Raw genomic sequence first — 18912 nt, 5'->3', positions numbered from 1 at the left:
TCTCCTCGACCTCCCGCGATCATTCGTGATCCGGTTCGACTTCGGTCCGCATACCGTGCCGCCGCTGTTCCTCTTCGATAATCGGGCGAATATCTTCCGCCAGATGACCGAGGTGCCGGTCGATTGCTGAGCGAACGGCGTCGACATCGCGCGCATCGAGTGCATCGAGTATCGACCTGTGCTGGCCAATCACTCGAACCCTGTTCCGCTTCTGACTGGCGGAGAGGAACCTCGCCCGCCACAGGCGCGCCAGATAGGCCCGGTGGGTTTCGGCAAGGGAAGCATTGTGCGATGCCTTGGCTAAAGCCGTGTGAAATGTCATGTCGATCTCGAACAAGTCGAGCGGGTCGGCCTGATCATAGCAATCCGACATGCGTTGGTTGAACGCATGCAACTCGGCCAGGTCGGCTGCCGTGGCGTTCTCGCAGGCGAGTTCGGCAGAAAGCTTCTCAAGTGCCAGAAGCACGGCTACCTGGTCAGATATGTCCTTGAAGCTCGGCCTCGCCACGACCGGGCTGCGCGACGGGCGCAAGATAACCAGTCCTTCTTTCGCCAGCATCCGGATTGCCTCGCGCATCGGTGTCCGGCTGACGCCAAGTTCCGAGGCGTTGTCTCTCTCCTTTATCGGAGCGTCAGGCGGCAACTTGCCACGAAGAATATCCCGGCGAAGACGCACCGCGATTTCATCTGCCAGGTTCGGTTCCGACATTATAATGCTCCGACGCGGCCAAAATCCGGCCCGTTCCCGGCCTTTTCCGACAGGGGGAAAATCTTCACTTCCGTGAGAGACGTGAGAATTCATGATTTGGTATACCAAAACTCATTGATCGTCGAGACCGCTTTCGTTAGCTTGGGTTTGGGATTGGTATACCAAAGCGGAGCAGATAACCGCAGCCAGGACCATACCAACGGCCTTTCGAGGGCTGATTAGGGAGGAGAAGAAATGCAATTTAAATCGATTATATCGTCGGTCGCCATCACTGTCCTGATGGCAATCCCGGCAGCGGCTCAGAGTACCCACCTCAGAATCCAGACGCACTACGGCCCGGAAACGATATCGGGCAAGAATGCAGCGCAGTTTATTGACGACGTTCAGGTAATGTCGAACGGCGAAATCACGATCGAGATGTTCTATTCGTCCTCGGTCGTCGCCTCGGTTGAAACCTTCGACGCAGCGGCCAACGGCATCCTCGACTGCGATATGACCGGTGGCGCCTACCAGACCGGCAAAAACCCGGCCTTCCAGTTCGTCGGTGACATCATGGGCGGCTACGACACGCCCTATCAGCAGCTTGGCTGGCTCTACAAGGGCGGCGGCTACGACGCTGCCCAAAAGCTGTACAATGAATATGGCATGCAGCTTGTCGGCTGGTGGGTCGTCGGTCAGGAGTCCTTTGCCTCCTCGAAGCCGATCGAAAATGTCGCGGACTTCAAGGACTGGAAATTCCGTTCTCCTCCGGGGATGGAAACCAAGATTTTCGAAAAACTCGGTGCCAAGCCGGTCGTGATGGACTTCACCGAAATCTTCACCGCGCTTGAGTCCGGCATCATCGATGGCGCCGACGCTTCGATCCTTGCCAACAACAAGGGCATGGGCCTCTATGACATCGTCAAGCACGCCACATATCCGGGCTTCCATTCGATGCCTTCGGATCATCTGGCCTGCAACAAGGACGTTTGGGACAACATGCCCGAGCATCACCGCCGCATCATTGACACGGCGATGCAGAAGCTCGCGCTCCAGCAGGCTCTGACGGCCGAATTCGAAAACAACAAGGCCGCCGCCGAACTGCGCACAGCAGGCGTACAACTGCATGACCTCAACCCGGAAGCCCGCGCGGCATTCCGTGCCGCTGCAGTATCCACCTGGCCGGAGTTCGCCACCACCGACGAAGCCAAGGCTCTGGTTGCAAGCCATACCGACTACCTGAAGTCTCAAGGCTGGATCGACTGATCACCCCACAGGCTTGAAGAAACACCGGCGGGTCTCAATCAGGGGCTCGCCGGCTTCTGCACCTTGCCTGATCAAGGTGCCATTCCGGGAGGGGGATGTTTATGGAACGGGAAGGGGTATGGCTGGGCCCGCTGCGAAGGCCGATCAAATGGGCCATGTATGTATCAGTAGCCGCCCTGGCCGCTTGTTATCTCTGGGTGATCTTCGCCAATCTTGCACTCGGCTGGAATATCGGAATGCAGGAGATGCTGCGGCCGGAGGGCAATCTGTCGGCTTATCTGATCCTCTGGTCTTTCTTCTGCTCCGTCCTCTTCTCCTCGCTCTACCTTTCGGACAACATCGGCGTCATCGAGCCCCGGCCTGACGGTTTCTTCGACTGGTTTTCGCTGATCCTGGGCCGGGTCGGCATGATCGCCATCGTCTTCATCGTCCTGGTGATGATGTACGAAGTTGTGGCGCGCTACGTTTTTGAAAAACCCACCCTTTGGGCGAACGAACTTTCGCTCTGGGTTGCCGGATTCACGTTTCTGCTCGCCGGCCTCTACGCGATGCAGCAGCGCAGTCATATCCGAATTTACATTATTTACGACATCCTGCCCCGCTGGGCACAAAAGACTTCTGATATCATCTCGGTCGTTCTGATCTGGTGCTTCACCATTGCCCTCGTCTGGGGTGGATACAACGAAGCCTCTGCGAAGCTGATGCGCTGGGAGAAATTCGGAACCGCCTGGGATCCACCCCTTCCGGCCACGCTGAAGACGGGCATCCTCGTCGTCATTTCACTGGTCGCCGTTCAGGCGCTCTCTAATCTCATCGCCGACTGGAACAAAGCCCCGGAGCACCATTCGCCGGCCGACGAAATCGACGACGTCGAAATCGAGAATATCCGCAGCACGCTGGGGGAGAAGAACTGACATGGAATTTCTCGAGTTCTTCTCCTGGATGAAGGTTTCCGATATCGGCACTCTCAGCATGATCCTGCTGATCGCGATGTTCTTTCTTCTGGCGATAGGCATGCCGCTCGGTTTTGCCTCGGCCTTTCTGGCCGTCGCCACGCTCGTCATGAAATTCGGTCCCGAACTGCTCTTCGGCAACTTCGGCCGTGGTCCGCTGAACGTGCTGGCCCAGGCGATTTACCGTCAAATGACGAACTACGTGCTGATATCGGTGCCGCTCTTCATTTTCATGGCCGCGCTTCTCGAGCGCTCCGGCATTGCGCGGGACATGTATTCCTCACTCAATGTCTGGCTGTCCCGCACCCGTGGCGGCATCGCGTTCGTCACCGCAATCATGGCGGTACTGATGGCGGCCATGTCCGGCATCATTGGCGGTGAGGTCGTGCTGCTCGGTCTGATCGCCCTGCCGCAAATGCTGCGCCTCGGTTACAATCAGAACCTGGCCATTGGGACGATCTGTGCGTCCGGCACGCTCGGCACGATGATCCCGCCCTCCATCGTGCTGATCATGTACGGGCTCGTGACGGAAACCTCGATCAAATCGCTCTTTACGGCGTCTTTCCTGCCCGGGTTCATGCTGGCGTCGTTCTTCATCATCTATATTTTTATCAGGACCCGCCTGAACCCCAGCCTGGCACCGCTCCCGGAAGCTGACCCCGATGACCCGCCCGGCAGCGAAAAGGCATTGATGTTTGCAGGCTTTCTTGCCCGCCTTACTCTGTGGGTCACCGGCGTGCTGCTGGTTCGCGCCCTCTTCTTCACCGTAACCGGCGCAAACCGGATCACGGAAGGTGTCGATCCGATTCCGCTCGGCATGGTTTCCGACATCCCCTACATCCTGGGCGCCGGCGTCATCGCCGCGGCCCTTATCTTCTTCGCCATCGGCCGGGAACGCACGTCCCGCGGCTGGCATCTCGGCCGCGGCCTTATTGCTCCGACCGTGGTGATCGGCGTAGTGCTTGGCTCGATCTACGGCGGCATCACGGGTATCACCGAGGCTGCCGGAATGGGAGTGATCGCGGTGTTCGTCATCGGACTCATCCGCCGCGAAATGACGCCGGACATCATCTGGGAGAGCATCATTCGCACCCTGCGTTCCACCGGCACCATCATCTGGGTCACCATCGGCGCGGCCGCACTTGCCGGCGCCTATACGCTCGCAGGCGGGCCGGCATACGTGGCAAACCTGATCGTCGGCTCCGAACTCCCCACCATGGGGGTTATCCTGATGATGATGGCGATCTTCCTGATCATGGGCATGTTCATGGATTGGGTAGGTATCGTGCTTCTGATTATGCCGGTCTTCCTGCCCATTGTGGTGAAGCTGCCGGCTGCGGAGCTGGGCTTCCTGGGTGGACTCGAACCAAAGTACGTCGCCATCTGGTTCGGCGTGGTCTTCTGCATGAACATGCAGGTGAGCTTCCTGTCGCCGCCCTTCGGCCCGGCAGCGTTCTATCTCAAATCTGTCGCACCGGCGCATATTACGCTGACGGACATCTTCAAGGGCTTCCTGCCGTTCATCGCAATACAGCTTCTGGCGCTGTCGGTTCTGCTTTTCTGGCCACCGATCGTGACGCTGTTTCTGTAGCAATCCTGACCTTGTCCCGGGGGCGGCGAAACCAGGCCGCCCTCGGGACCTTAGCGAAACTCTGGCCTTCCGTCCCACAAGTTCAACCATGAAAACTGTTCCACATTCCACGGCTGACACCATCGTAACCGCGACCAGTGAACCTGCCCCCGCCCCGGCAGGAGCACAGACGGCGGTTCCCTGCGGCTGCAAGCCCTGTGAAATGCGGACGCGCATGGCGGACGGCGAAGTAGCCGGCAGGGGCGTTCAGGGTGGCGGCGGCCATGAATTCCTGCCGTGGCGGATCGGCGCGGTGACATGATGAGAGAAGCTGACACCTTACGCGGCGGACTGATCGGCGCCCATATTTCAAGGACGCGCCTTCCTGCTGCGCTGTCCATGCTGTGTATCGATGCCGGATTGGCTCTTGAATTCGAACTGATAGATACGGCGGAGGATTTCGATTTCGACCTTTCCGCCTGCCTCGCCGCCTGTCGCGACAAGGGCTGGAATGGCGTGAGTGTCACCCATCCGCACAAAATCGGCGCCTTTGAATGGCTGAACGGCAACCAGACCGATGGAGTGGCGAAGTTGGGTTCCGTCAACATGGTCGTCTTCGGTCATGCCACTGTTGGCACGAATACCGATTATACCGGCTTTCTCTCTGCCTGGCAGGCAGAGATGGGAAGCATCGCTCCAGGGCGCGTCGCTCTCGCTGGCGCTGGCGGTGTCGGACGCGCTTTGGGGCATGCCCTTGCCTGGCTCGGTGCGACCGAAATCCTTATCCTCGACGCCGCTGTCGAGCGCGCCGATGAGCTCGCCAAATCAATCGGCCCCGTTGCGCGGACCTGTTCGCTGGCGGAGGCTCCGGCCCTCATCCGCGATTTCGACGGACTGGTGAATGCGACGCCCATCGGAACAGCCGAGTATCCGGGGTCGGCCTTTCCCTCTCCCATACCCGGCAGACCCGTGTGGGTCTTCGATGCGATCTATACGCCCACAGAAACGCAATTCATTCAGGATAGCCGCGCTGCCGGCGCCAAAACCATCACCGGTTTCAGCCTCTTCAAGCACATGGCCCTGAGGACCTTCGAAGCCTTCACCGGCCTCACACCGGATGCGGAACAGATGCTTCCGCAACTGGATGATCTAAAACCACGAATGGAGTTCGAATCATGACTAAACCACGGATCGGTTTCATCGGGTTGGGTCTGATGGGCGCCGCGATGGTCGAGCGTCTGCAAAGCCTCGGGTACGAACTCACGGTAATTGCCAACCGCTCCCGCAAGGCCATCGACGACGCAGTGGCGCGTGGCGCCTCGGAAGCCAAGACCTCGGCTGAACTGGCCTCCGCCTCGGATATCGTCATGTTCTGCATGGACACATCCGCCAGCGTCGAATCCCGGGTCTACGGAGATGATGGTGTCCTTGCCGGCGTCAAGGAGGGTTCGATCGTCATCGACTTCGGCACCTCCCTGCCCGGCTCGACGCAGAAAATAGGCGCTGACATGGCCGCGAAAGGCGTCCTTTATCTCGACGCGCCGCTTGGAAGAACGCCGGCCCATGCCAAAGATGGCCTTTTGAATATCATGTGCTCGGGCGATGAAGCAGCTTACCGGAAGGTCAAGCCGGTGCTCGATGATTTGGGCGAAAACGTCTTCCACCTCGGCCCTCTCGGCACCGGCCATACGATCAAGCTCATAAACAACTTCTTCGCAATGACCACGGCTTGCGCCATGGCCGAAGCCTTTGCAATGGCCGATCGTGCCGGCGTCCCGCGCAACAAGCTCTATCAGGTGATGTCTGCCGGTCCGCTTCATTCCGGCATGATGGACTTCGTCAAGAACTTCGCCATGGAAGGACAAATCGACCTTGCCTTCTCGCTGGACAATGCATCCAAGGACGTCGGCTATTATCGTCAGATGGCCGAAGGACTTGGCGCGCATTCGCGCATGAGCTCGGCTGCGGCCGGCACGCTGAAGGAGGCGCTCGGCGCCGGTTGGGGGGATCGTATGGTTCCCGAAATCGTCGATTATCTGGCTGGGAGCCTGGACAGGAAATGAGACTTCAAGGCAAACGCGCATTTGTAACCGCAGCGGGTCAGGGTATTGGACGCGCCATCGCCGAACGCTTCTGTGCGGAAGGCGCCCATGTCGTGGCGACGGACCTGAAAAGTGACCTTTTGGCCGGTCTCGGCACAGCCGAAGCCTTTGCACTCGACGTAACCGACAAGGCAGCCCTTCAGGCGGCGGTGGAAAGCGCCAAGGCAGATATCCTTGTCAACTGCGCGGGCTTTGTCCACGCGGGCAGCATTACCGAAGCGACCGATGCGGATTTCGACGTTGCGATGAACCTCAACGTCCGCTCGCAGTTTCATGCGATGCAGGCGGCTCTGCCGGGCATGATGGAACGTGGACACGGATCCATCGTGAACATCTCCTCCGTCGCCTCCTCGATCATCGCGGCGCCAAACAGGTTCATCTACGGCATGTCCAAGGCAGCCGTGATCGGCATGACGAAATCGGTTGCGATCGACTACGTGACCAAGGGGATCCGCTGCAACTGCATCTGCCCCGGCACGGTCGAAAGCCCATCGCTGCAGGAGAGGCTCCGCGCCATGGGGGATTATGAAACCGCCCGCGCCGCCTTCATCGCCCGCCAGCCCATGGGACGGATCGGAACACCTGAGGAAGTCGCAGCACTCGCGCTCTACCTCGGCTCCGATGAATCCGGCTTCACCACCGGTCAGGCCCATGTGATCGATGGCGGCTGGGCCGCAGGCTGACACGGGGAAACCTTCATGGCGGCAGCCTCGCATTCATCCCAACGCGCGTACCGGAGCGCGGCTAACGTCATCTTCTGGGCAATTGGTTTTGCCCTTGCCGCCGCCAATCCCGGTGCGGCTTCCGATGCGAAATCCGGTGCGGATCTGTCCGGAACCGAAAGCTGTGTTTCTTCCGCAGTTGAGGCACAACGCCCGCCAGGCGACTGCCTGGCGGATTTGCATGCTCCCTGCCTGGCTTTTCCTCCCAATTCCAAAGCACTTGCCACGCTCTGTTTCGTAAACACGCGAAAGAGCTGGGATCTCCGCATCACGGAACGGCTGGACGCACTAGCAAAGACCGCGGAGCCCAAGGTCGCTTCCATTGCCAATATCGAAAGCCGTTACGACCTCCTGTCCAATCTGCTGCAATGCGACCGGCTGGACGAACTTTCGGCCCTTTATCAGGCGGCAGAGGAAGACCGGCTCCTGCAGAAGAAACGCTGTGAAGCGGCAGCTGCGGGACTGACCTACATCCGCTTGCTGGTGCGTTCGGAGAATCTCAAATGACGTCACGCTCGGCCTTCTGGCGGGGTTTTGCCGACTGTGCGCCGTTCATCCTGATCGTCATCCCCTATTCGATGATGTTCGGTGTCGTCGCGCGGGACGCAGGTCTCGATGTCTTTCGAACCATGTCGATGTCGGTTCTGGTGATCGCCGGTGCATCGCAATTCACGGCACTCACGCTTTTGAAGGAAGATGCCCCCGTCTTCGTCGCCCTGTTGACGGCCCTCGTCGTCAACCTGCGGATGGCAATCTATTCCGCGGCGCTTGTGCCGCATCTTGGCCATGCCCGTCTGGGGGTTCGGGCGCTCATGGCTTATCTGATGGTCGATCAGGCGTTTGCCGTCGCCGTGAAACGTTATGAAAGCCCGCCGCCTCTCTCGCCAACGGCAAGGGTAGCCTATTACTTCGGCTGCATGATGCTGATCTGCCCGTTCTGGTATGGCGGCACGTTGGCCGGCGCCATCCTGGGCCAGGCGATCCCGGCTTCGTTGTCGATCGATTTCGCCGTACCTGTCTGTTTCATCGCACTCGTCGCGCCTGGCCTTCGAAGCCTGCCGCATGTGGTGGCGGCGCTGACGTCCGTTGCCGCCATGCTGGTCTTCTCCGGCCTGCCATGGAGCCTTGGCCTTCTCGTTGCAACCCTGTGTGCCATGGTTGCAGGCGTCCAGACCGAGCTTTACTTGCGCCGCCGTGTAGACCGAAAGGCAGCGGCATGATCGATGATCGCGCTTTCTGGCTTTTGACGGCAGGCCTCGGGATCGGAACCTATCTGATCCGGTTTTCCTTTCTCGGTCTTCTGGGTGGACGCACCTTGCCGCAGTGGCTGCTCATGCATCTGAAATACGTCGGCGCCGCCGTTTTCCCGGCCATGATCACTCCGCTGGTCCTCTGGCCAGAGGCGACCGGCGGCCAGATCGATCCGGCACGCCTGATCGCGGCAGCGGCGGCCTTCGTTGTCGGCATGCGATTTTCCGTCCTCGGTGCGATTTTCACCGGGATGGGCAGTCTCTACCTCTTGCAGGCACTCGGGCTCTGAGAAGGCTTTCGCGCCTGTATTGGCGGTTTCTCCGGAAACGCCCCTCTCCCCGCTGGCTTGATCCGCCGTCATAGTCAGGACAACGAAGCGTCAAGCATCGGTTAAACCCTCGTAAGCTTTGGAAAGGAAAGGATTGGCATTTAAAATCTGAAAGAAGCTGTCCGTGTGGTGGCTGCGTCCGGGCATCGGTATCGAACGCATCAGGCCCGGACATCCCCAGCAGAACGGCCGGCATGAGCGCATGCATCTGACCTTGAAGAAGGAGGCAACGCGCTCACCGGGCATGAACAGCCTCCAGCAGCAGGCGAAGTTCGACGCTTTTCTCAAGGAGTTCAATCAGGAACGGCCACACGAAGCGCTGACCATGCGGATGCCCCATGAGGTCTTCAAGCCCTCACCCAGACCTTACCGGGGCCTGCCGGAGCTGGACTATCCCTTCCCCGACCGGGATGCGCTGGTGACCGCAAGCGGGCGGATCTGCATGTATCGAAAGAAGATCAACGTCTCCACCGTGCTCGCCGGTCAGAAGCTCCGGATCAAGGAGGTGGACGAGGGAATTTGGCTCATAAGCTTCATGAACTATGATCTGGGATACATCGACCTGGAGCAGAGAACACTACAGACAATCGACAACCCGTTCGGCACGAGGTTGTAACCCATGTCTCCGGTACAAACTGTTACCTATGTCTCCGGGTCGGACAAAATGCCCGACCTGAGACATAGGTGACAAAACGTTCCGGACACATAGGTAACACTTTTCGCTTTAGCGGGAGGTGTCGATGCCGTGGAAAGAGGTGTCCGTCATGGAGGAACGTCTTCGCTTCGTCGCCCGTCTTTTGGATGGGGAAGGCATGAGTTCGGTGTGCCGGGAGTTCGGCATCTCGCGCAAGACAGGCTACAAGATCTGGGATCGCTACCGGCAGGACGGCCTGGAAGCCCTGTGTGATCGGTCCCGTCGCCCTGTGCGCTATGCCAACCAGCTGCCGGACCAGGTCGAGCGCCTGATTGTTTCGGCGAAGAAGGACAAGCCGCACTGGGGTGCACGCAAGATCCGGGAGATCCTGGTCAGGAAGCTTTTCCGGCGATGTGCGTATTCCGGCCCAAAGCACGGTGCATGCGGTGCTCGACCGTCACGGCCTTGTCAAGCGCGCCCGCAAGCGGCAGCGCGCCTATAAGGCCGAAGGCACGGCCCTGTCGGCAGGCGTTCGTCCCAACGATCTGTGGTGCACGGACTTCAAGGGCGAGTTCAAACTGGGCAACCGGCAATACTGTTACCCCCTGACGGTCAGCGATCATGCCTCGCGCTATCTGTTGATGTGCGAAGCCTTTGACAGCACGAAGGAAAGACCGGTCATCGAGGCCTTCGTGCGCCTGTTCAAGGAGCGCGGCCTGCCAGGGGCGATCCGCACCGACAACGGACTGCCATTTGCCTCACCCAACGGGCTCTACAATCTCTCGAAGCTGTCCGTGTGGTGGCTGCGTCTGGGCATCGGTGTCGAACGCATCAAACCCGGACATCCCCAGCAGAACGGTCGGCATGAACGCATGCATCTGACGCTGAAGAAGGAGGCAACCCGCCCGCCGGGCATGAACAGCCTTCAGCAGCAGGCCAAGTTCGATGCTTTTCTCAAGGAGTTCAACGGGGAACGGCCACATGAGGCGCTGTCCATGCAAATGCCCGATGAAGTCTACAAACCCTCACCCAGACCGTACCGGGGCCTGCCGGAGCTGGACTATCCCTTCCACGACCGGGATGCGCTTGTGACAGCCTGCGGGCGGATCTGCATGTATCGAAAGAAGATCAACGTCTCCACCGTGCTGGCCGGTCAGAAACTCGGGATCAAGGAGGTGGACGAGGGAATTTGGCTGATCAGCTTCATGAGCTATGATCTGGGATACATCGACCTGGAGCAGAGAACACTACAGACAATCGACAACCCGTTCGGCACGAGGTTGTAACCCATGTCTCCGGTACAAACTGTTACCTATGTCTCCGGGTCGGACAAAAGAAAAAATGGTGGGCCCGGAGGGACTCGAACCCCCAACCAATCCGTTATGAGCGGACGGCTCTAACCAATTGAGCTACAGGCCCTGACCGGCGGAAAGCGGGGCAAGAGCCCTGCTGGTGCGGTGCTTTGAGCTACCTACACCATTGCAATCGGCACGAGCAAGCCTCTTGAGCCGATCGGCGGCGATCCTGCTCCGGAAATCGCCGTCCTCCGACGGTTACGCACTGGATTTGGCCGAAAACACACTTTGCACAGCCGCCCCGGTTCTGTACCAAAAGAACAAGAGCCTCATTTGCGGAGCCATCATGCGGTCGTCCCTGCTCAACGTGACCCTGAGTATCATCCTCGTCGTCCTGGTTGGCTGGCTTCTGGTGGCCGGGCGGACTCTGCTCCTGCCCTTCGTTATCGCACTGATCGTCTGGTATCTGATCAACGCCCTGTCCCACGGATTTCAACTCATCCGTCTGGGCGACCGGCACCTGCCCGGCTGGGTCGCCTTTCCCTTGTCGCTTGCGACCATCTTCATCGCGGGCACCTTCGTGTTCGACATGGTGGCCGCAAACCTGGCCCAACTGGCGCGCGACGCCCCGGTTTATCAGAACCGCCTGGAAGAGGTGTTCGATCAGATCTCGGGCCTTGTGCATCTGAACGATCCGATCAAGCTGGAGGATTTCCTGCCCGATGCCATCGTGCCGAAACTGGTGACCGCCGGGGCCGGTTTCGTGACCACCGTGGCCGGCTCCGCGTCTCTGGTCTTCATCTACACCCTGTTCCTGCTCCTGGAACAGTCGACCTTCGACCTCAAGCTGGAACGGCTGTTCAACGATCCGGCCAAGGCGAAGGCGGCCTTTGCCGTCCGGTCGGAAATCAATCAGAGCATCCTGCATTACTTCAGCATCAAGACCGCCGTCAGCATCGCCACCGGCGTGCTCACCAGCCTGGTGCTGATGGCGATGGATCTGCCTTACGCGCCGCTGTTCGGCTTCATCGCCTTTCTCCTGAACTACATTCCGACCATCGGCTCGCTGGTCAGCGTCATCTTTCCAAGCCTGCTCGCGGTCGTCTATTACGACGATCTGGTGCCGTTCTTCGTCATCGCCACCGGTCTCGGAGCGATCCAGTTTTCGATCGGCAACCTGATCGAACCCAAGCTGATGGGATCGAGCCTCAACCTGTCCGGCCTGGTGATCATGCTGTCGCTCGCCTTCTGGGGCTCCATCTGGGGGGCGGTCGGCATGGTGCTCTGCGTTCCGCTTACCGTCCTGATCATGATCGTCTGTTCCAAGTTCGAAGCCTCCCGCCCGGTCGCCGTGCTGCTGTCGGCAAATGGCGCGATCGCCGATCCGCCCGGACAGGGGGCGTCCCGGCTGCACGGACAGGAAAACGGGTGAGCGTGGAAGGACCGATGAACGTGTGATGAACCGTCAGGCCATCACTCCGCCCCAATCGGTCTGCAGCTTCTGAAAATTGCCTGTTTCAACCCCTTTGAGAGGTCTCATGTCGCAATCCATCCGGCTTTCCCGCATGCCCCGCCGGGCTCCGGTCCGCGCCCGCGTTCTTTCCGTCCTGCTTCTTGCGTTGTCGGTCGGCGCCATCGGCCTGACCCCGGCCGCAGCGGCTGCGGAAAAGCCCGCCACCATCAGCCTGCAGGGCCGCGGCGAGATCTCCGTTGCCCCGGACATGGCGGTGGTCACAACACGGGTCGTCACGGTCGGCGCCTCCGCGCCGGAAGCGCTTCAAGCCAACACCGCGGCCATTGCCAAGGTGATCGCCGACATCAAGGCGGCCGGCATCGAGGCGAAGGACATCCAGACCAGCGGCTTTTCGATCTATCCGCGCTATGAGGACCGGAAAGTCCTCAACCAGCTCCAGAGCGCGGAACCCAAGATCGTTGGCTACGAGGTGTCCAACGGCTGTGACGGTGCGCGTTCGCGACCTAGACAAACTCGGCCCCATCCTGACCGCGGTCGTCGCCTCCGGTGCCAATTCGGTCGACGGCCTCAGCTTTACCGTCAGCGACACGAACGAGAAACTGGATGAGGCGCGCAAGGAAGCCGTGGCCGATGCCCGGCGCAAAGCGGATCTCTATGCAACGGCTGCCGGCGTGAAACTCGGACGCATCCTGTCGATCTCCGAAGACGGCGTCTCAATCCCGCGCCCCTATGCGGTGCGCTCGGAAAAGATGATGGCGATGTCCTCCGCCCCCGTGCCGGTCGAGGCCGGCGAAGAGACCCTGTCGGCAACCGTCAACATCGTCTGGGAGATCGCGCAATAATCGGATCCCCACCAGTCACAGGTCCCCCAATCGCGGATCCTTCTGCCACGGATCGGCGGTCACAGATCGCCGATCCAGATCTGCATCGGCTTTTCCGTCTCCTGTGTCTCGCCCACATCCTGCCATGGAAAATAGACGACCCCCGCCGTTCAGCTTGCGATAGCCCCGCTTGGTCCAGAACGGATCGAGCGGCGAATAGTCCTCCGGTCTCATGGGATGATCGTCAGGCCGGATGACGGCGCAGAAGGCGGCTGTTGAACATCCAAGCGAGCGGGCATGGGCCTCGCGTTCGTCGAAGAACCTGTGGCCGATGCCCCGCCCGCGATAGTCAGGATCGAGAACGGATTCGGCGAAATAGAACACCTCTGCCGGATCCAGCCCCGCCTCTTCGAACGGACGGCGGATCGCGGCAACCTCATGAATGAGCGGCTGACCGGTCGCAGCCCCGACAAGTCTATCTCCATCAAAGGGCGCCGACGATCACCGCCCCATCCGTGTCCGCATAGCGCGCCAGATATTTCTCCTCATAGTCGAGTGATCCGTCATAGAGGTAGGGCCACTGCCGGAATACGGAGATGCGCAAGCCCGCCAGCGCCGGCAGGGCCGCCTTCAGGCTGCCGCCCTTCAGGGTTCTGATTTCAATCGTCACAAAGGCCTCCCAATACCGACAACTTATTAGCCGGCTTAATTAATTCGATAAAATCTATCATTGAATCCTGTTTCGAAAATGCGTATGTACGCGGCTCCGGTTTTGATCCGGTCTCATCTGCTGGTTGGGGAGAGCGTAATGGAAAACGTTCGCCCTCTTCCAACTGGGGATGGACTTGGAGGCTCTGGTTGAAGAAGGCGTCATGGACGCTGCCGAGCCAAGAAGCACCACCCAGAAGGAAGACGTAAATTCGAACGCGGTCGACGCGGTGAAAACCGATGACCGCCTGGACCACTTCATCGAAAGACAAGGGGTCCGCTGCGCTGGTGCGCATCTGATTATCGATCTTTATGACGCGGAGCGTCTGGACGATCTCCCCTATATCGAGGAGACGCTCAGGTCCTGCGTCGATGAAGCCGGGGCAACCCTGCTGCACATTCATCTGCATCCGTTCGAGCCGACCGGCGTGAGCGGGTGTCGCGGTGCTGGCCGAGAGCCATATCTCGGTGCACACCTGGCCCGAAGCCGGCTACGCGGCCTTCGACGTGTTCATGTGCGGCGATGCCAAACCGGAACGTTGCGTCGACGTGTTGCGGGAAGCCTTCAAGCCCGGTCGCACCGCCGTCTCCGAACTGCTGCGCGGCAAGGAAGTGGCATGAGCAGCGGATTGAAGTTCAACGAGACACTGCATCCGGGCGTCGAGGTCAGCTACAGCTGCGAAGACATCCTCTATCAGGACCGGACCGAACATCAGGATCTGGTGCTGTTCACCAATCCGGTGTTCGGCAAGGTCCTGATGCTGGACGGCATCACCCAGGTGACGACGGCCGACGAGTTCATCTATCACGAGATGATGTCCCACGTGCCGATCCTCGCCCATGGGGCGGCCCGCAACGTGCTGATCGTCGGCGGCGGCGATTGCGGCCTCGCCGAGGAAGTGCTGAAGCACGCCTCGGTCGAAAAACTCACCCAGGTGGAAATCGACGCCTCCGTCGTCGAATTCTCCAAGGAACACTTCGGCGAGTTCAATGCCGGCGTGCTCGAAGATCCGCGGTTCGACCTGGTGATAGCCGACGGCATGAAGTTCGTCGCCGAGACAGACCGCCGTTTCGACGTTGTCATCGTCGATTCCACGGACCCGCAAGGACCGGGCGCGATCCTGTTCTCGCAAGGTTTCTACGATTGCGTTCATCGCTGCCTGACACCGGGCGGCGTGCTCGTCACCCAGAACGGCGTGCCGTTCCTGCAGTGCCAGGAACTGGTCACCAGCATCGAACGGTTTTCGAAGACATATGGCGACGCAGCCGCCTATGTCGCGGCGATCCCGACCTATTTCGGCGGCCACATGGCCCTCGGCTGGGCGAGCGACAATGCGGAGTTGCGCAAAACCCCGGTCGCGGTCCTGGAAGAGCGTTTCAAGGCAGCCGGTTTCAAGACGCGTTATTACACGCCGGAGGTTCATGCCGCAGCCTTCGCCCTGCCCCGCTTCATCCTGGACGCGGTCGAGGAAGGCCGGGCAAAAGCCTGAAGCCGCTGGAAACGAGCGACCACAAGAAAGCGGGCCTCAGAGCCCGCTTTTTCATGGGCGGCCAGCAGCCCGTGTTACAGATTGCGACAAAAAATTCAAAACATCGAAACCATCAGCCGTTAAGCTGGGAATCGCCGCCAAAGGTGCGGCCAACGAATGATTTTGTCTGAAGGTGAGCCATGTCCCTTAGCCAGCCCGCATCCTACAGCCGCGCCCAGATCTTCCTGCACTGGGCCATTGCCCTACTCGTCTTCTTCCAGCTCATTTTCGGGGAAGCGATCGGTGAATACGGCCACGCCCTCCGCGACGGAGAGACGCCAGACAGCGGCCTCGTCATCATGGGCAACGCCCACATCTGGGTCGGGGTCGCAATCCTCGTCCTGATGCTCGCGCGGATCGCCCTGCGTCTTTCCCATGGCGCGCCGGCCCTGATCCCCGGCCCGAAGCTGCAGGAAACGGTCGCCAAGGCGATCCACGGACTGTTCTACCTGCTCCTGATCGCAGCGCCCCTGACCGGCCCTTGCCGCCTGGTTCCTGAAAATCAGGCCGGCCGGCGAGGTCCACGAACTGATGAAGCCCGTGTTCATCATTCTGATCGTGCTGCACATCGTCGGCGCCCTGTGGCACAAGTTCGTCCTCAAGGACGCCACGATGCAGCGGATGGTCTCGTCGAAAGCCTGAGAAGACGCGCGGTTCAGTCCCGCGCTTCCAGCCAGATCCGCGCCTGATCCACGTCGCCGGAGAGCACTCCGGCGGCGACTTTCTGTCCGACGACCGCGCCGAACTTGTAGCCGTGGCCCGAACAGGCGGAAACGGCAATCACCTTGCCCCGCTCGCTCAGGAAGAAATGTTCGTCAGACGTGAAGGTATAGGCGCAGGTGACCACATCGGCGACGCCATATTCCCCGATCCGCGCGAACGGCGGCGAGAAGTAGTCGCGAATGGTTTCGCCCTCGCCCGGCGCTGCCTCCCGGTCTGCATCCGGCGTGGTCACGTATTTGTGGCACCACCGCACCGACCTTCAGGCCGGTGCCGGCCACCGGCGGCAGCACGTAGCCGTCGACCTTGCCGCCCACATCCAGAATGACCGGACCCTTTTCCCAGTGGGGTTTGAGATCCGCCGGCGGTGTCAGATAGGCGACCGCCGTACGGTAGGTGGGTCAGGGAGGCGGCCAGATCCGGCAGAAGACCCAGTACCCAGGCACCGGCGGTCACCACCACCCGGTCGGCGGTCAGCTCATCGCCGTTTTCAAGCCGCACGCTGCCCGATGTCTCGTCGAGGGAGACCACCCGGGTGTTTTCGCGCACATCGACGCCAATGGCGATCAGCCAGTCGCACATGTCCGACGCGATTTTCTGGCAGAGAAGCACCCCGCCTTCGTCGCTATAGGCACCAAGCGGATCGTGCCGCCGTCGATGAAGGGAAAGCGCTCGCCGGTCTCTGAAGGGCTCATCTGCTCGAACGGATATCCGCCGGCAATCAGGCCGTCCCGGTACTCCTCGCCTTCGTCTCCCGGCTCCTGAGACAGAAGCAGAAACCCGGTGTCGACCAGATGCTTGCGGCCGAGGTCTTCCCACATCTGGTCCCAGGCGTCATAGGCCGCACTGATGCGCCGCTGGTAGCCGCCCTGACCGCCATAAGCCCGGCGGATGATCCGGTGCTGGTCGCCTGACGCAGACAGCGGGTTGGGGATCGGGCCCTGCTCGATGAGCGTGACGTCTACATCCTGCCGGGCGAGCGCCCAGGCGGTGGACAGGCCGGAAACGCCGGCCCGACAACGATGACTTTCATGTGAACCTGATCCTGAAAAAGACTTGGGCAACAGTAGCTCAGCGTTTGTCGGACGCAAGCCACGATAGGTCGCAATGTTATTCCGTTTGGTCCGATCCATATGTGATACGGATCAATACGAGGAAACGGATTTCTTCGAGGCGATAAACCGTCCGAATGCCGATGTAACCGAATGCCTGGGAGGCGCGATGTTGGAACGACGCTTGGCCGATCTACCAGACTGGGGATACCTGCTCAGGGAGTATTATGAGCTTTACCGGTTTCTGTCGTCGGGCGGCAGCGACCGGATCCGAACCCACCAGCGCGCCGTGCGCGAGGCCATCAGCCGCGTCCTGAAATCCAACCCGCCGATAGAGTTCAATAGCCCGGCGGAAAAACCCGTCAATGCGCATCTGAAACGCGCGCTCGACGAGGGCAAGCTGGAACGCACCGCCCCCTTCATCCGCTCGATCGAATCCATTCAGCAGCATCTCATCTGGCAATACGGCTACGAAAAGGTCCCGCGCGGCCTGGAAAAGACCTACGCCTATGCGGAAATCTGCGGCCCGAACGGACCGATCCTCACCGATCAGGTTATCCTGGGCTTCGTGCTGTTCGCCCCCGGCTGCACCTATCCGTCACATGCCCATGACGGCATTTCGGAAAGCTATATTTGCCTGTCCGGCGCGGTTTCGGAAACCATCAGGGCGTCTACGCGCCCGGATCGAGATCTTCAATCCGCCGGAACACACCCACCGGATCACGGTTTCCAATCTCGAGCCCCGCGCTTCTCGCCTATGCCTGGATCGGGCCTTCGGAGCGCCTCGCGAAGCAGAAGATGGTCTTCAGCCGAACGAGAAGCAGCAAAGCCTAAGCGGCTGCTTCGGTCGCATCCGGCTGCGTTTTCTGCATGCGGATATCGAGCGCGGTCCGCGCCAGCGTGCCGTCTGCGTTGATCCAAAGGGGCTCGGCGATCAGCTTGGCACCCCTGATGCCCCGGTTGCGGAAAATCGAGGCCCATGGAGTGGGCCATGGCAACCCGGCTGCCGGGCTTGGGATTGAGGCCGCAGCAGATCTCGCGTGTCCCCATTTTCAGATGATGGGCGATGTCCCACTCCAGAACGACGCCGTTGTGCCGGGTCACGACCCAGCAATGCATGTCGTCGCAGCAGCCGTTCTTTTCTTCGGGGAAGAAGTAGCCGGTCATGTAGCCGGCCTCGAAACCAGCCGCGCGCAGGCAGGCGATCAGGTAGGTGTTGATGTCGACGCAGGAACCTTCGGTCACGCCACAGGACAGATAGGGGATCTCCTCCAGCCCGTCGTTGAAACGGACCTCAGGGTGGCCGTAGACGAATTTCTCCGCCACATCGTTGACGATTGCCACAATCGCCGCGTGGCCGTCCCGGGCGCCGTCGGCCAGGCGCCGCGCATCGCGGACCAGCGCGTCGGCCGCCCTCGTGAAGCGGTTTGCCCGCGGCCGGAACAGATTGTCCGGATAGCCTGGGCCGCCGTCGGCGAAGGTGTAGACGAACCTGACCGATGTGCCCGGCGCAGGCGAAACCAGCCGCCGCCATCTGGCCGGTCGTGACCTCGCCGGTCAGCCTCGAAGTTGGCCCCTTCTACCGCAAAACGAACCGGCACCTGATGGGGTGTTGGAAGGCCGACCGGCGCCAACAGTTGACGGTCGCAGATTTCGTCAGGCGCCACGGTGACGGTGACTTGGGTCAGCATCGCATCATCCTCAAATGAACAATTGAAAGATCACGCCGGAGGCGACCGCACCGGCAAGACCGAGGCCGAGATAACTTGCAAACACCCCGGGCCCGGACCAGCGACCAC

General features: G+C 60.4%; 23 protein-coding genes, 1 tRNA gene and 5 pseudogenes. 21 read left to right on the top strand and 8 right to left on the bottom strand.

What is annotated here, in order from left to right:
- Nucleotides 1–19 precede the first annotated feature (19 nt).
- Nucleotides 20–709, bottom strand: a complete 690-nt coding sequence (locus ABIN98_RS09375) for a GntR family transcriptional regulator (RefSeq protein WP_346909423.1) — start codon at nucleotides 707–709, stop codon at nucleotides 20–22.
- A gap of 234 nt (nucleotides 710–943) precedes the next feature.
- On the opposite strand from ABIN98_RS09375, the gene ABIN98_RS09370 reads away from it, so the two are divergent.
- The 12 genes and pseudogenes from ABIN98_RS09370 to ABIN98_RS09315 all read left to right on the top strand — a co-directional run bounded on the left by ABIN98_RS09370 (nucleotide 944) and on the right by ABIN98_RS09315 (nucleotide 10800).
- On the top strand, nucleotides 944–1954 hold the full coding sequence (locus ABIN98_RS09370; RefSeq protein WP_346909421.1) for a TRAP transporter substrate-binding protein: 1011 nt from the start codon (nucleotides 944–946) through the stop codon (nucleotides 1952–1954).
- 155 nt (nucleotides 1955–2109) lie between these two features.
- Nucleotides 2110–2868 (top strand): TRAP transporter small permease, encoded by a 759-nt coding sequence (locus tag ABIN98_RS09365; RefSeq protein ID WP_346909419.1) that lies wholly within the window; start codon nucleotides 2110–2112, stop codon nucleotides 2866–2868.
- A 1-nt stretch (nucleotide 2869) separates the two neighbouring features.
- On the top strand, nucleotides 2870–4498 hold the full coding sequence (locus ABIN98_RS09360; protein ID WP_346909417.1) for a TRAP transporter large permease subunit: 1629 nt from the start codon (nucleotides 2870–2872) through the stop codon (nucleotides 4496–4498).
- 88 nt (nucleotides 4499–4586) lie between these two features.
- Entirely contained in the window at nucleotides 4587–4799 is a 213-nt protein-coding gene (locus ABIN98_RS09355; RefSeq protein WP_346909416.1) for a hypothetical protein, read from the top strand.
- Nucleotides 4796–5656 (top strand): hypothetical protein, encoded by an 861-nt coding sequence (locus ABIN98_RS09350; RefSeq protein WP_346909414.1) that lies wholly within the window; start codon nucleotides 4796–4798, stop codon nucleotides 5654–5656. Before ABIN98_RS09355 ends, ABIN98_RS09350 begins: the two co-directional genes overlap by 4 nt.
- On the top strand, nucleotides 5653–6540 hold the full coding sequence (locus ABIN98_RS09345; protein ID WP_346909412.1) for an NAD(P)-dependent oxidoreductase: 888 nt from the start codon (nucleotides 5653–5655) through the stop codon (nucleotides 6538–6540). The genes ABIN98_RS09350 and ABIN98_RS09345 overlap by 4 nt, the downstream gene beginning before the upstream one ends.
- A complete protein-coding gene (locus ABIN98_RS09340) occupies nucleotides 6537–7262 on the top strand; it encodes an SDR family oxidoreductase (RefSeq protein WP_346909410.1) in 726 nt (241 codons plus the stop codon). The genes ABIN98_RS09345 and ABIN98_RS09340 overlap by 4 nt, the downstream gene beginning before the upstream one ends.
- 15 nt (nucleotides 7263–7277) lie before the next feature.
- A complete protein-coding gene (locus tag ABIN98_RS09335; RefSeq protein WP_346909408.1) occupies nucleotides 7278–7808 on the top strand; it encodes a hypothetical protein in 531 nt (176 codons plus the stop codon).
- Complete coding sequence (locus tag ABIN98_RS09330; RefSeq protein WP_346909406.1) at nucleotides 7805–8521, top strand: AzlC family ABC transporter permease; 717 nt, start codon at nucleotides 7805–7807, stop codon at nucleotides 8519–8521. Before ABIN98_RS09335 ends, ABIN98_RS09330 begins: the two co-directional genes overlap by 4 nt.
- Nucleotides 8518–8841: an AzlD domain-containing protein gene (locus ABIN98_RS09325; RefSeq protein WP_190290053.1), complete on the top strand. Its 324-nt coding sequence runs from the start codon at nucleotides 8518–8520 to the stop codon at nucleotides 8839–8841. The genes ABIN98_RS09330 and ABIN98_RS09325 overlap by 4 nt, the downstream gene beginning before the upstream one ends.
- Nucleotides 8842–8995: 154 nt before the next feature.
- Nucleotides 8996–9496: pseudogene (locus tag ABIN98_RS09320) on the top strand (transposase); the annotation flags it as partial.
- 124 nt (nucleotides 9497–9620) lie between these two features.
- Nucleotides 9621–10800, top strand: a pseudogene (locus ABIN98_RS09315) (integrase core domain-containing protein).
- Between the two features lie 56 nt (nucleotides 10801–10856).
- Here the strand turns inward: ABIN98_RS09315 and ABIN98_RS09310 are convergent.
- A tRNA-Ile gene (locus ABIN98_RS09310) sits at nucleotides 10857–10933 on the bottom strand.
- Between the two features lie 222 nt (nucleotides 10934–11155).
- Here ABIN98_RS09310 and ABIN98_RS09305 point away from each other — a divergent pair.
- From ABIN98_RS09305 to ABIN98_RS09295, 3 genes are all read left to right on the top strand, one after another.
- Complete coding sequence (locus ABIN98_RS09305) at nucleotides 11156–12241, top strand: AI-2E family transporter (RefSeq protein WP_346909404.1); 1086 nt, start codon at nucleotides 11156–11158, stop codon at nucleotides 12239–12241.
- Between the two features lie 106 nt (nucleotides 12242–12347).
- On the top strand, nucleotides 12348–12890 hold the full coding sequence (locus tag ABIN98_RS09300) for an SIMPL domain-containing protein (RefSeq protein WP_346909402.1): 543 nt from the start codon (nucleotides 12348–12350) through the stop codon (nucleotides 12888–12890).
- A complete protein-coding gene (locus tag ABIN98_RS09295) occupies nucleotides 12772–13125 on the top strand; it encodes an SIMPL domain-containing protein (protein ID WP_346909400.1) in 354 nt (117 codons plus the stop codon). The genes ABIN98_RS09300 and ABIN98_RS09295 overlap by 119 nt, the downstream gene beginning before the upstream one ends.
- Nucleotides 13126–13140: 15 nt before the next feature.
- On the opposite strand, the gene ABIN98_RS09290 is transcribed toward ABIN98_RS09295, so the two are convergent.
- Complete coding sequence (locus ABIN98_RS09290; protein WP_394701474.1) at nucleotides 13141–13530, bottom strand: GNAT family N-acetyltransferase; 390 nt, start codon at nucleotides 13528–13530, stop codon at nucleotides 13141–13143.
- 58 nt (nucleotides 13531–13588) lie between these two features.
- Entirely contained in the window at nucleotides 13589–13774 is a 186-nt protein-coding gene (locus ABIN98_RS09285) for a hypothetical protein (protein WP_394701470.1), read from the bottom strand.
- A 169-nt stretch (nucleotides 13775–13943) separates the two neighbouring features.
- On the opposite strand from ABIN98_RS09285, the pseudogene ABIN98_RS09280 reads away from it, so the two are divergent.
- The 5 genes and pseudogenes from ABIN98_RS09280 to ABIN98_RS09260 form a co-directional block, all read left to right on the top strand.
- A pseudogene (locus ABIN98_RS09280) lies at nucleotides 13944–14192 on the top strand (adenosylmethionine decarboxylase); the annotation flags it as partial.
- 88 nt (nucleotides 14193–14280) lie between these two features.
- On the top strand, nucleotides 14281–14433 hold the full coding sequence (locus ABIN98_RS09275; RefSeq protein WP_394701473.1) for an S-adenosylmethionine decarboxylase: 153 nt from the start codon (nucleotides 14281–14283) through the stop codon (nucleotides 14431–14433).
- Nucleotides 14430–15302, top strand: a complete 873-nt coding sequence (gene speE, locus ABIN98_RS09270; protein WP_346909398.1) for a polyamine aminopropyltransferase — start codon at nucleotides 14430–14432, stop codon at nucleotides 15300–15302. Before ABIN98_RS09275 ends, speE begins: the two co-directional genes overlap by 4 nt.
- 179 nt (nucleotides 15303–15481) lie before the next feature.
- A pseudogene (locus ABIN98_RS09265) lies at nucleotides 15482–15778 on the top strand (cytochrome b/b6 domain-containing protein); the annotation flags it as partial.
- A gap of 94 nt (nucleotides 15779–15872) precedes the next feature.
- Nucleotides 15873–15983: a hypothetical protein gene (locus ABIN98_RS09260; RefSeq protein WP_394701472.1), complete on the top strand. Its 111-nt coding sequence runs from the start codon at nucleotides 15873–15875 to the stop codon at nucleotides 15981–15983.
- Nucleotides 15984–15996: 13 nt separating this feature from the next.
- Here the strand turns inward: ABIN98_RS09260 and ABIN98_RS09255 are convergent, their stop codons facing one another.
- The 3 genes from ABIN98_RS09255 to ABIN98_RS09245 are packed head-to-tail and all read right to left on the bottom strand — an operon-like array spanning nucleotide 15997 to nucleotide 17125.
- Entirely contained in the window at nucleotides 15997–16296 is a 300-nt protein-coding gene (locus ABIN98_RS09255) for a hypothetical protein (RefSeq protein WP_346909395.1), read from the bottom strand.
- Complete coding sequence (locus tag ABIN98_RS09250) at nucleotides 16293–16673, bottom strand: FAD-dependent oxidoreductase (protein ID WP_346909394.1); 381 nt, start codon at nucleotides 16671–16673, stop codon at nucleotides 16293–16295. Before ABIN98_RS09250 ends, ABIN98_RS09255 begins: the two co-directional genes overlap by 4 nt.
- Nucleotides 16628–17125, bottom strand: coding sequence for an FAD-dependent oxidoreductase (locus tag ABIN98_RS09245; protein ID WP_346909392.1), 498 nt, complete (start codon nucleotides 17123–17125; stop codon nucleotides 16628–16630). The genes ABIN98_RS09250 and ABIN98_RS09245 overlap by 46 nt, the downstream gene beginning before the upstream one ends.
- A gap of 43 nt (nucleotides 17126–17168) precedes the next feature.
- On the opposite strand from ABIN98_RS09245, the pseudogene ABIN98_RS09240 reads away from it, so the two are divergent.
- Nucleotides 17169–17708 (top strand): annotated as a pseudogene (locus ABIN98_RS09240) (dimethylsulfonioproprionate lyase family protein); the annotation flags it as partial.
- A gap of 125 nt (nucleotides 17709–17833) precedes the next feature.
- On the opposite strand, the gene ABIN98_RS09235 reads toward ABIN98_RS09240, so the two are convergent.
- Nucleotides 17834–18457: a transglutaminase-like domain-containing protein gene (locus ABIN98_RS09235; protein WP_346909390.1), complete on the bottom strand. Its 624-nt coding sequence runs from the start codon at nucleotides 18455–18457 to the stop codon at nucleotides 17834–17836.
- Nucleotides 18458–18912 lie beyond the last annotated feature (455 nt).

Source organism: uncultured Roseibium sp. (genome assembly GCF_963675095.2).
Taxonomy (GTDB): Bacteria; Pseudomonadota; Alphaproteobacteria; order Rhizobiales; family Stappiaceae; genus Roseibium.
The sequence above is the reverse complement of the archived record's forward strand: the minus strand, read 5'-3'. Positions and strand labels throughout refer to the sequence as shown.

Excerpts from the sequence above, each read along its gene's own strand:
- ABIN98_RS09375 (WP_346909423.1), bottom strand. The coding sequence starts at position 709 with ATGTCGGAACCGAACCTGGCAGATGAAATCGCGGTGCGTCTTCGCCGG.
- ABIN98_RS09370 (WP_346909421.1), top strand. The coding sequence starts at position 944 with ATGCAATTTAAATCGATTATATCGTCGGTCGCCATCACTGTCCTGATG.
- ABIN98_RS09365 (WP_346909419.1), top strand. The coding sequence starts at position 2,110 with ATGTATGTATCAGTAGCCGCCCTGGCCGCTTGTTATCTCTGGGTGATC.
- ABIN98_RS09360 (WP_346909417.1), top strand. The coding sequence starts at position 2,870 with ATGGAATTTCTCGAGTTCTTCTCCTGGATGAAGGTTTCCGATATCGGC.
- ABIN98_RS09355 (WP_346909416.1), top strand. The coding sequence starts at position 4,587 with ATGAAAACTGTTCCACATTCCACGGCTGACACCATCGTAACCGCGACC.
- ABIN98_RS09350 (WP_346909414.1), top strand. The coding sequence starts at position 4,796 with ATGATGAGAGAAGCTGACACCTTACGCGGCGGACTGATCGGCGCCCAT.
- ABIN98_RS09345 (WP_346909412.1), top strand. The coding sequence starts at position 5,653 with ATGACTAAACCACGGATCGGTTTCATCGGGTTGGGTCTGATGGGCGCC.
- ABIN98_RS09340 (WP_346909410.1), top strand. The coding sequence starts at position 6,537 with ATGAGACTTCAAGGCAAACGCGCATTTGTAACCGCAGCGGGTCAGGGT.
- ABIN98_RS09335 (WP_346909408.1), top strand. The coding sequence starts at position 7,278 with ATGGCGGCAGCCTCGCATTCATCCCAACGCGCGTACCGGAGCGCGGCT.
- ABIN98_RS09330 (WP_346909406.1), top strand. The coding sequence starts at position 7,805 with ATGACGTCACGCTCGGCCTTCTGGCGGGGTTTTGCCGACTGTGCGCCG.
- ABIN98_RS09325 (WP_190290053.1), top strand. The coding sequence starts at position 8,518 with ATGATCGATGATCGCGCTTTCTGGCTTTTGACGGCAGGCCTCGGGATC.
- ABIN98_RS09305 (WP_346909404.1), top strand. The coding sequence starts at position 11,156 with ATGCGGTCGTCCCTGCTCAACGTGACCCTGAGTATCATCCTCGTCGTC.
- ABIN98_RS09300 (WP_346909402.1), top strand. The coding sequence starts at position 12,348 with ATGTCGCAATCCATCCGGCTTTCCCGCATGCCCCGCCGGGCTCCGGTC.
- speE (WP_346909398.1), top strand. The coding sequence starts at position 14,430 with ATGAGCAGCGGATTGAAGTTCAACGAGACACTGCATCCGGGCGTCGAG.
- ABIN98_RS09260 (WP_394701472.1), top strand. The coding sequence starts at position 15,873 with ATGAAGCCCGTGTTCATCATTCTGATCGTGCTGCACATCGTCGGCGCC.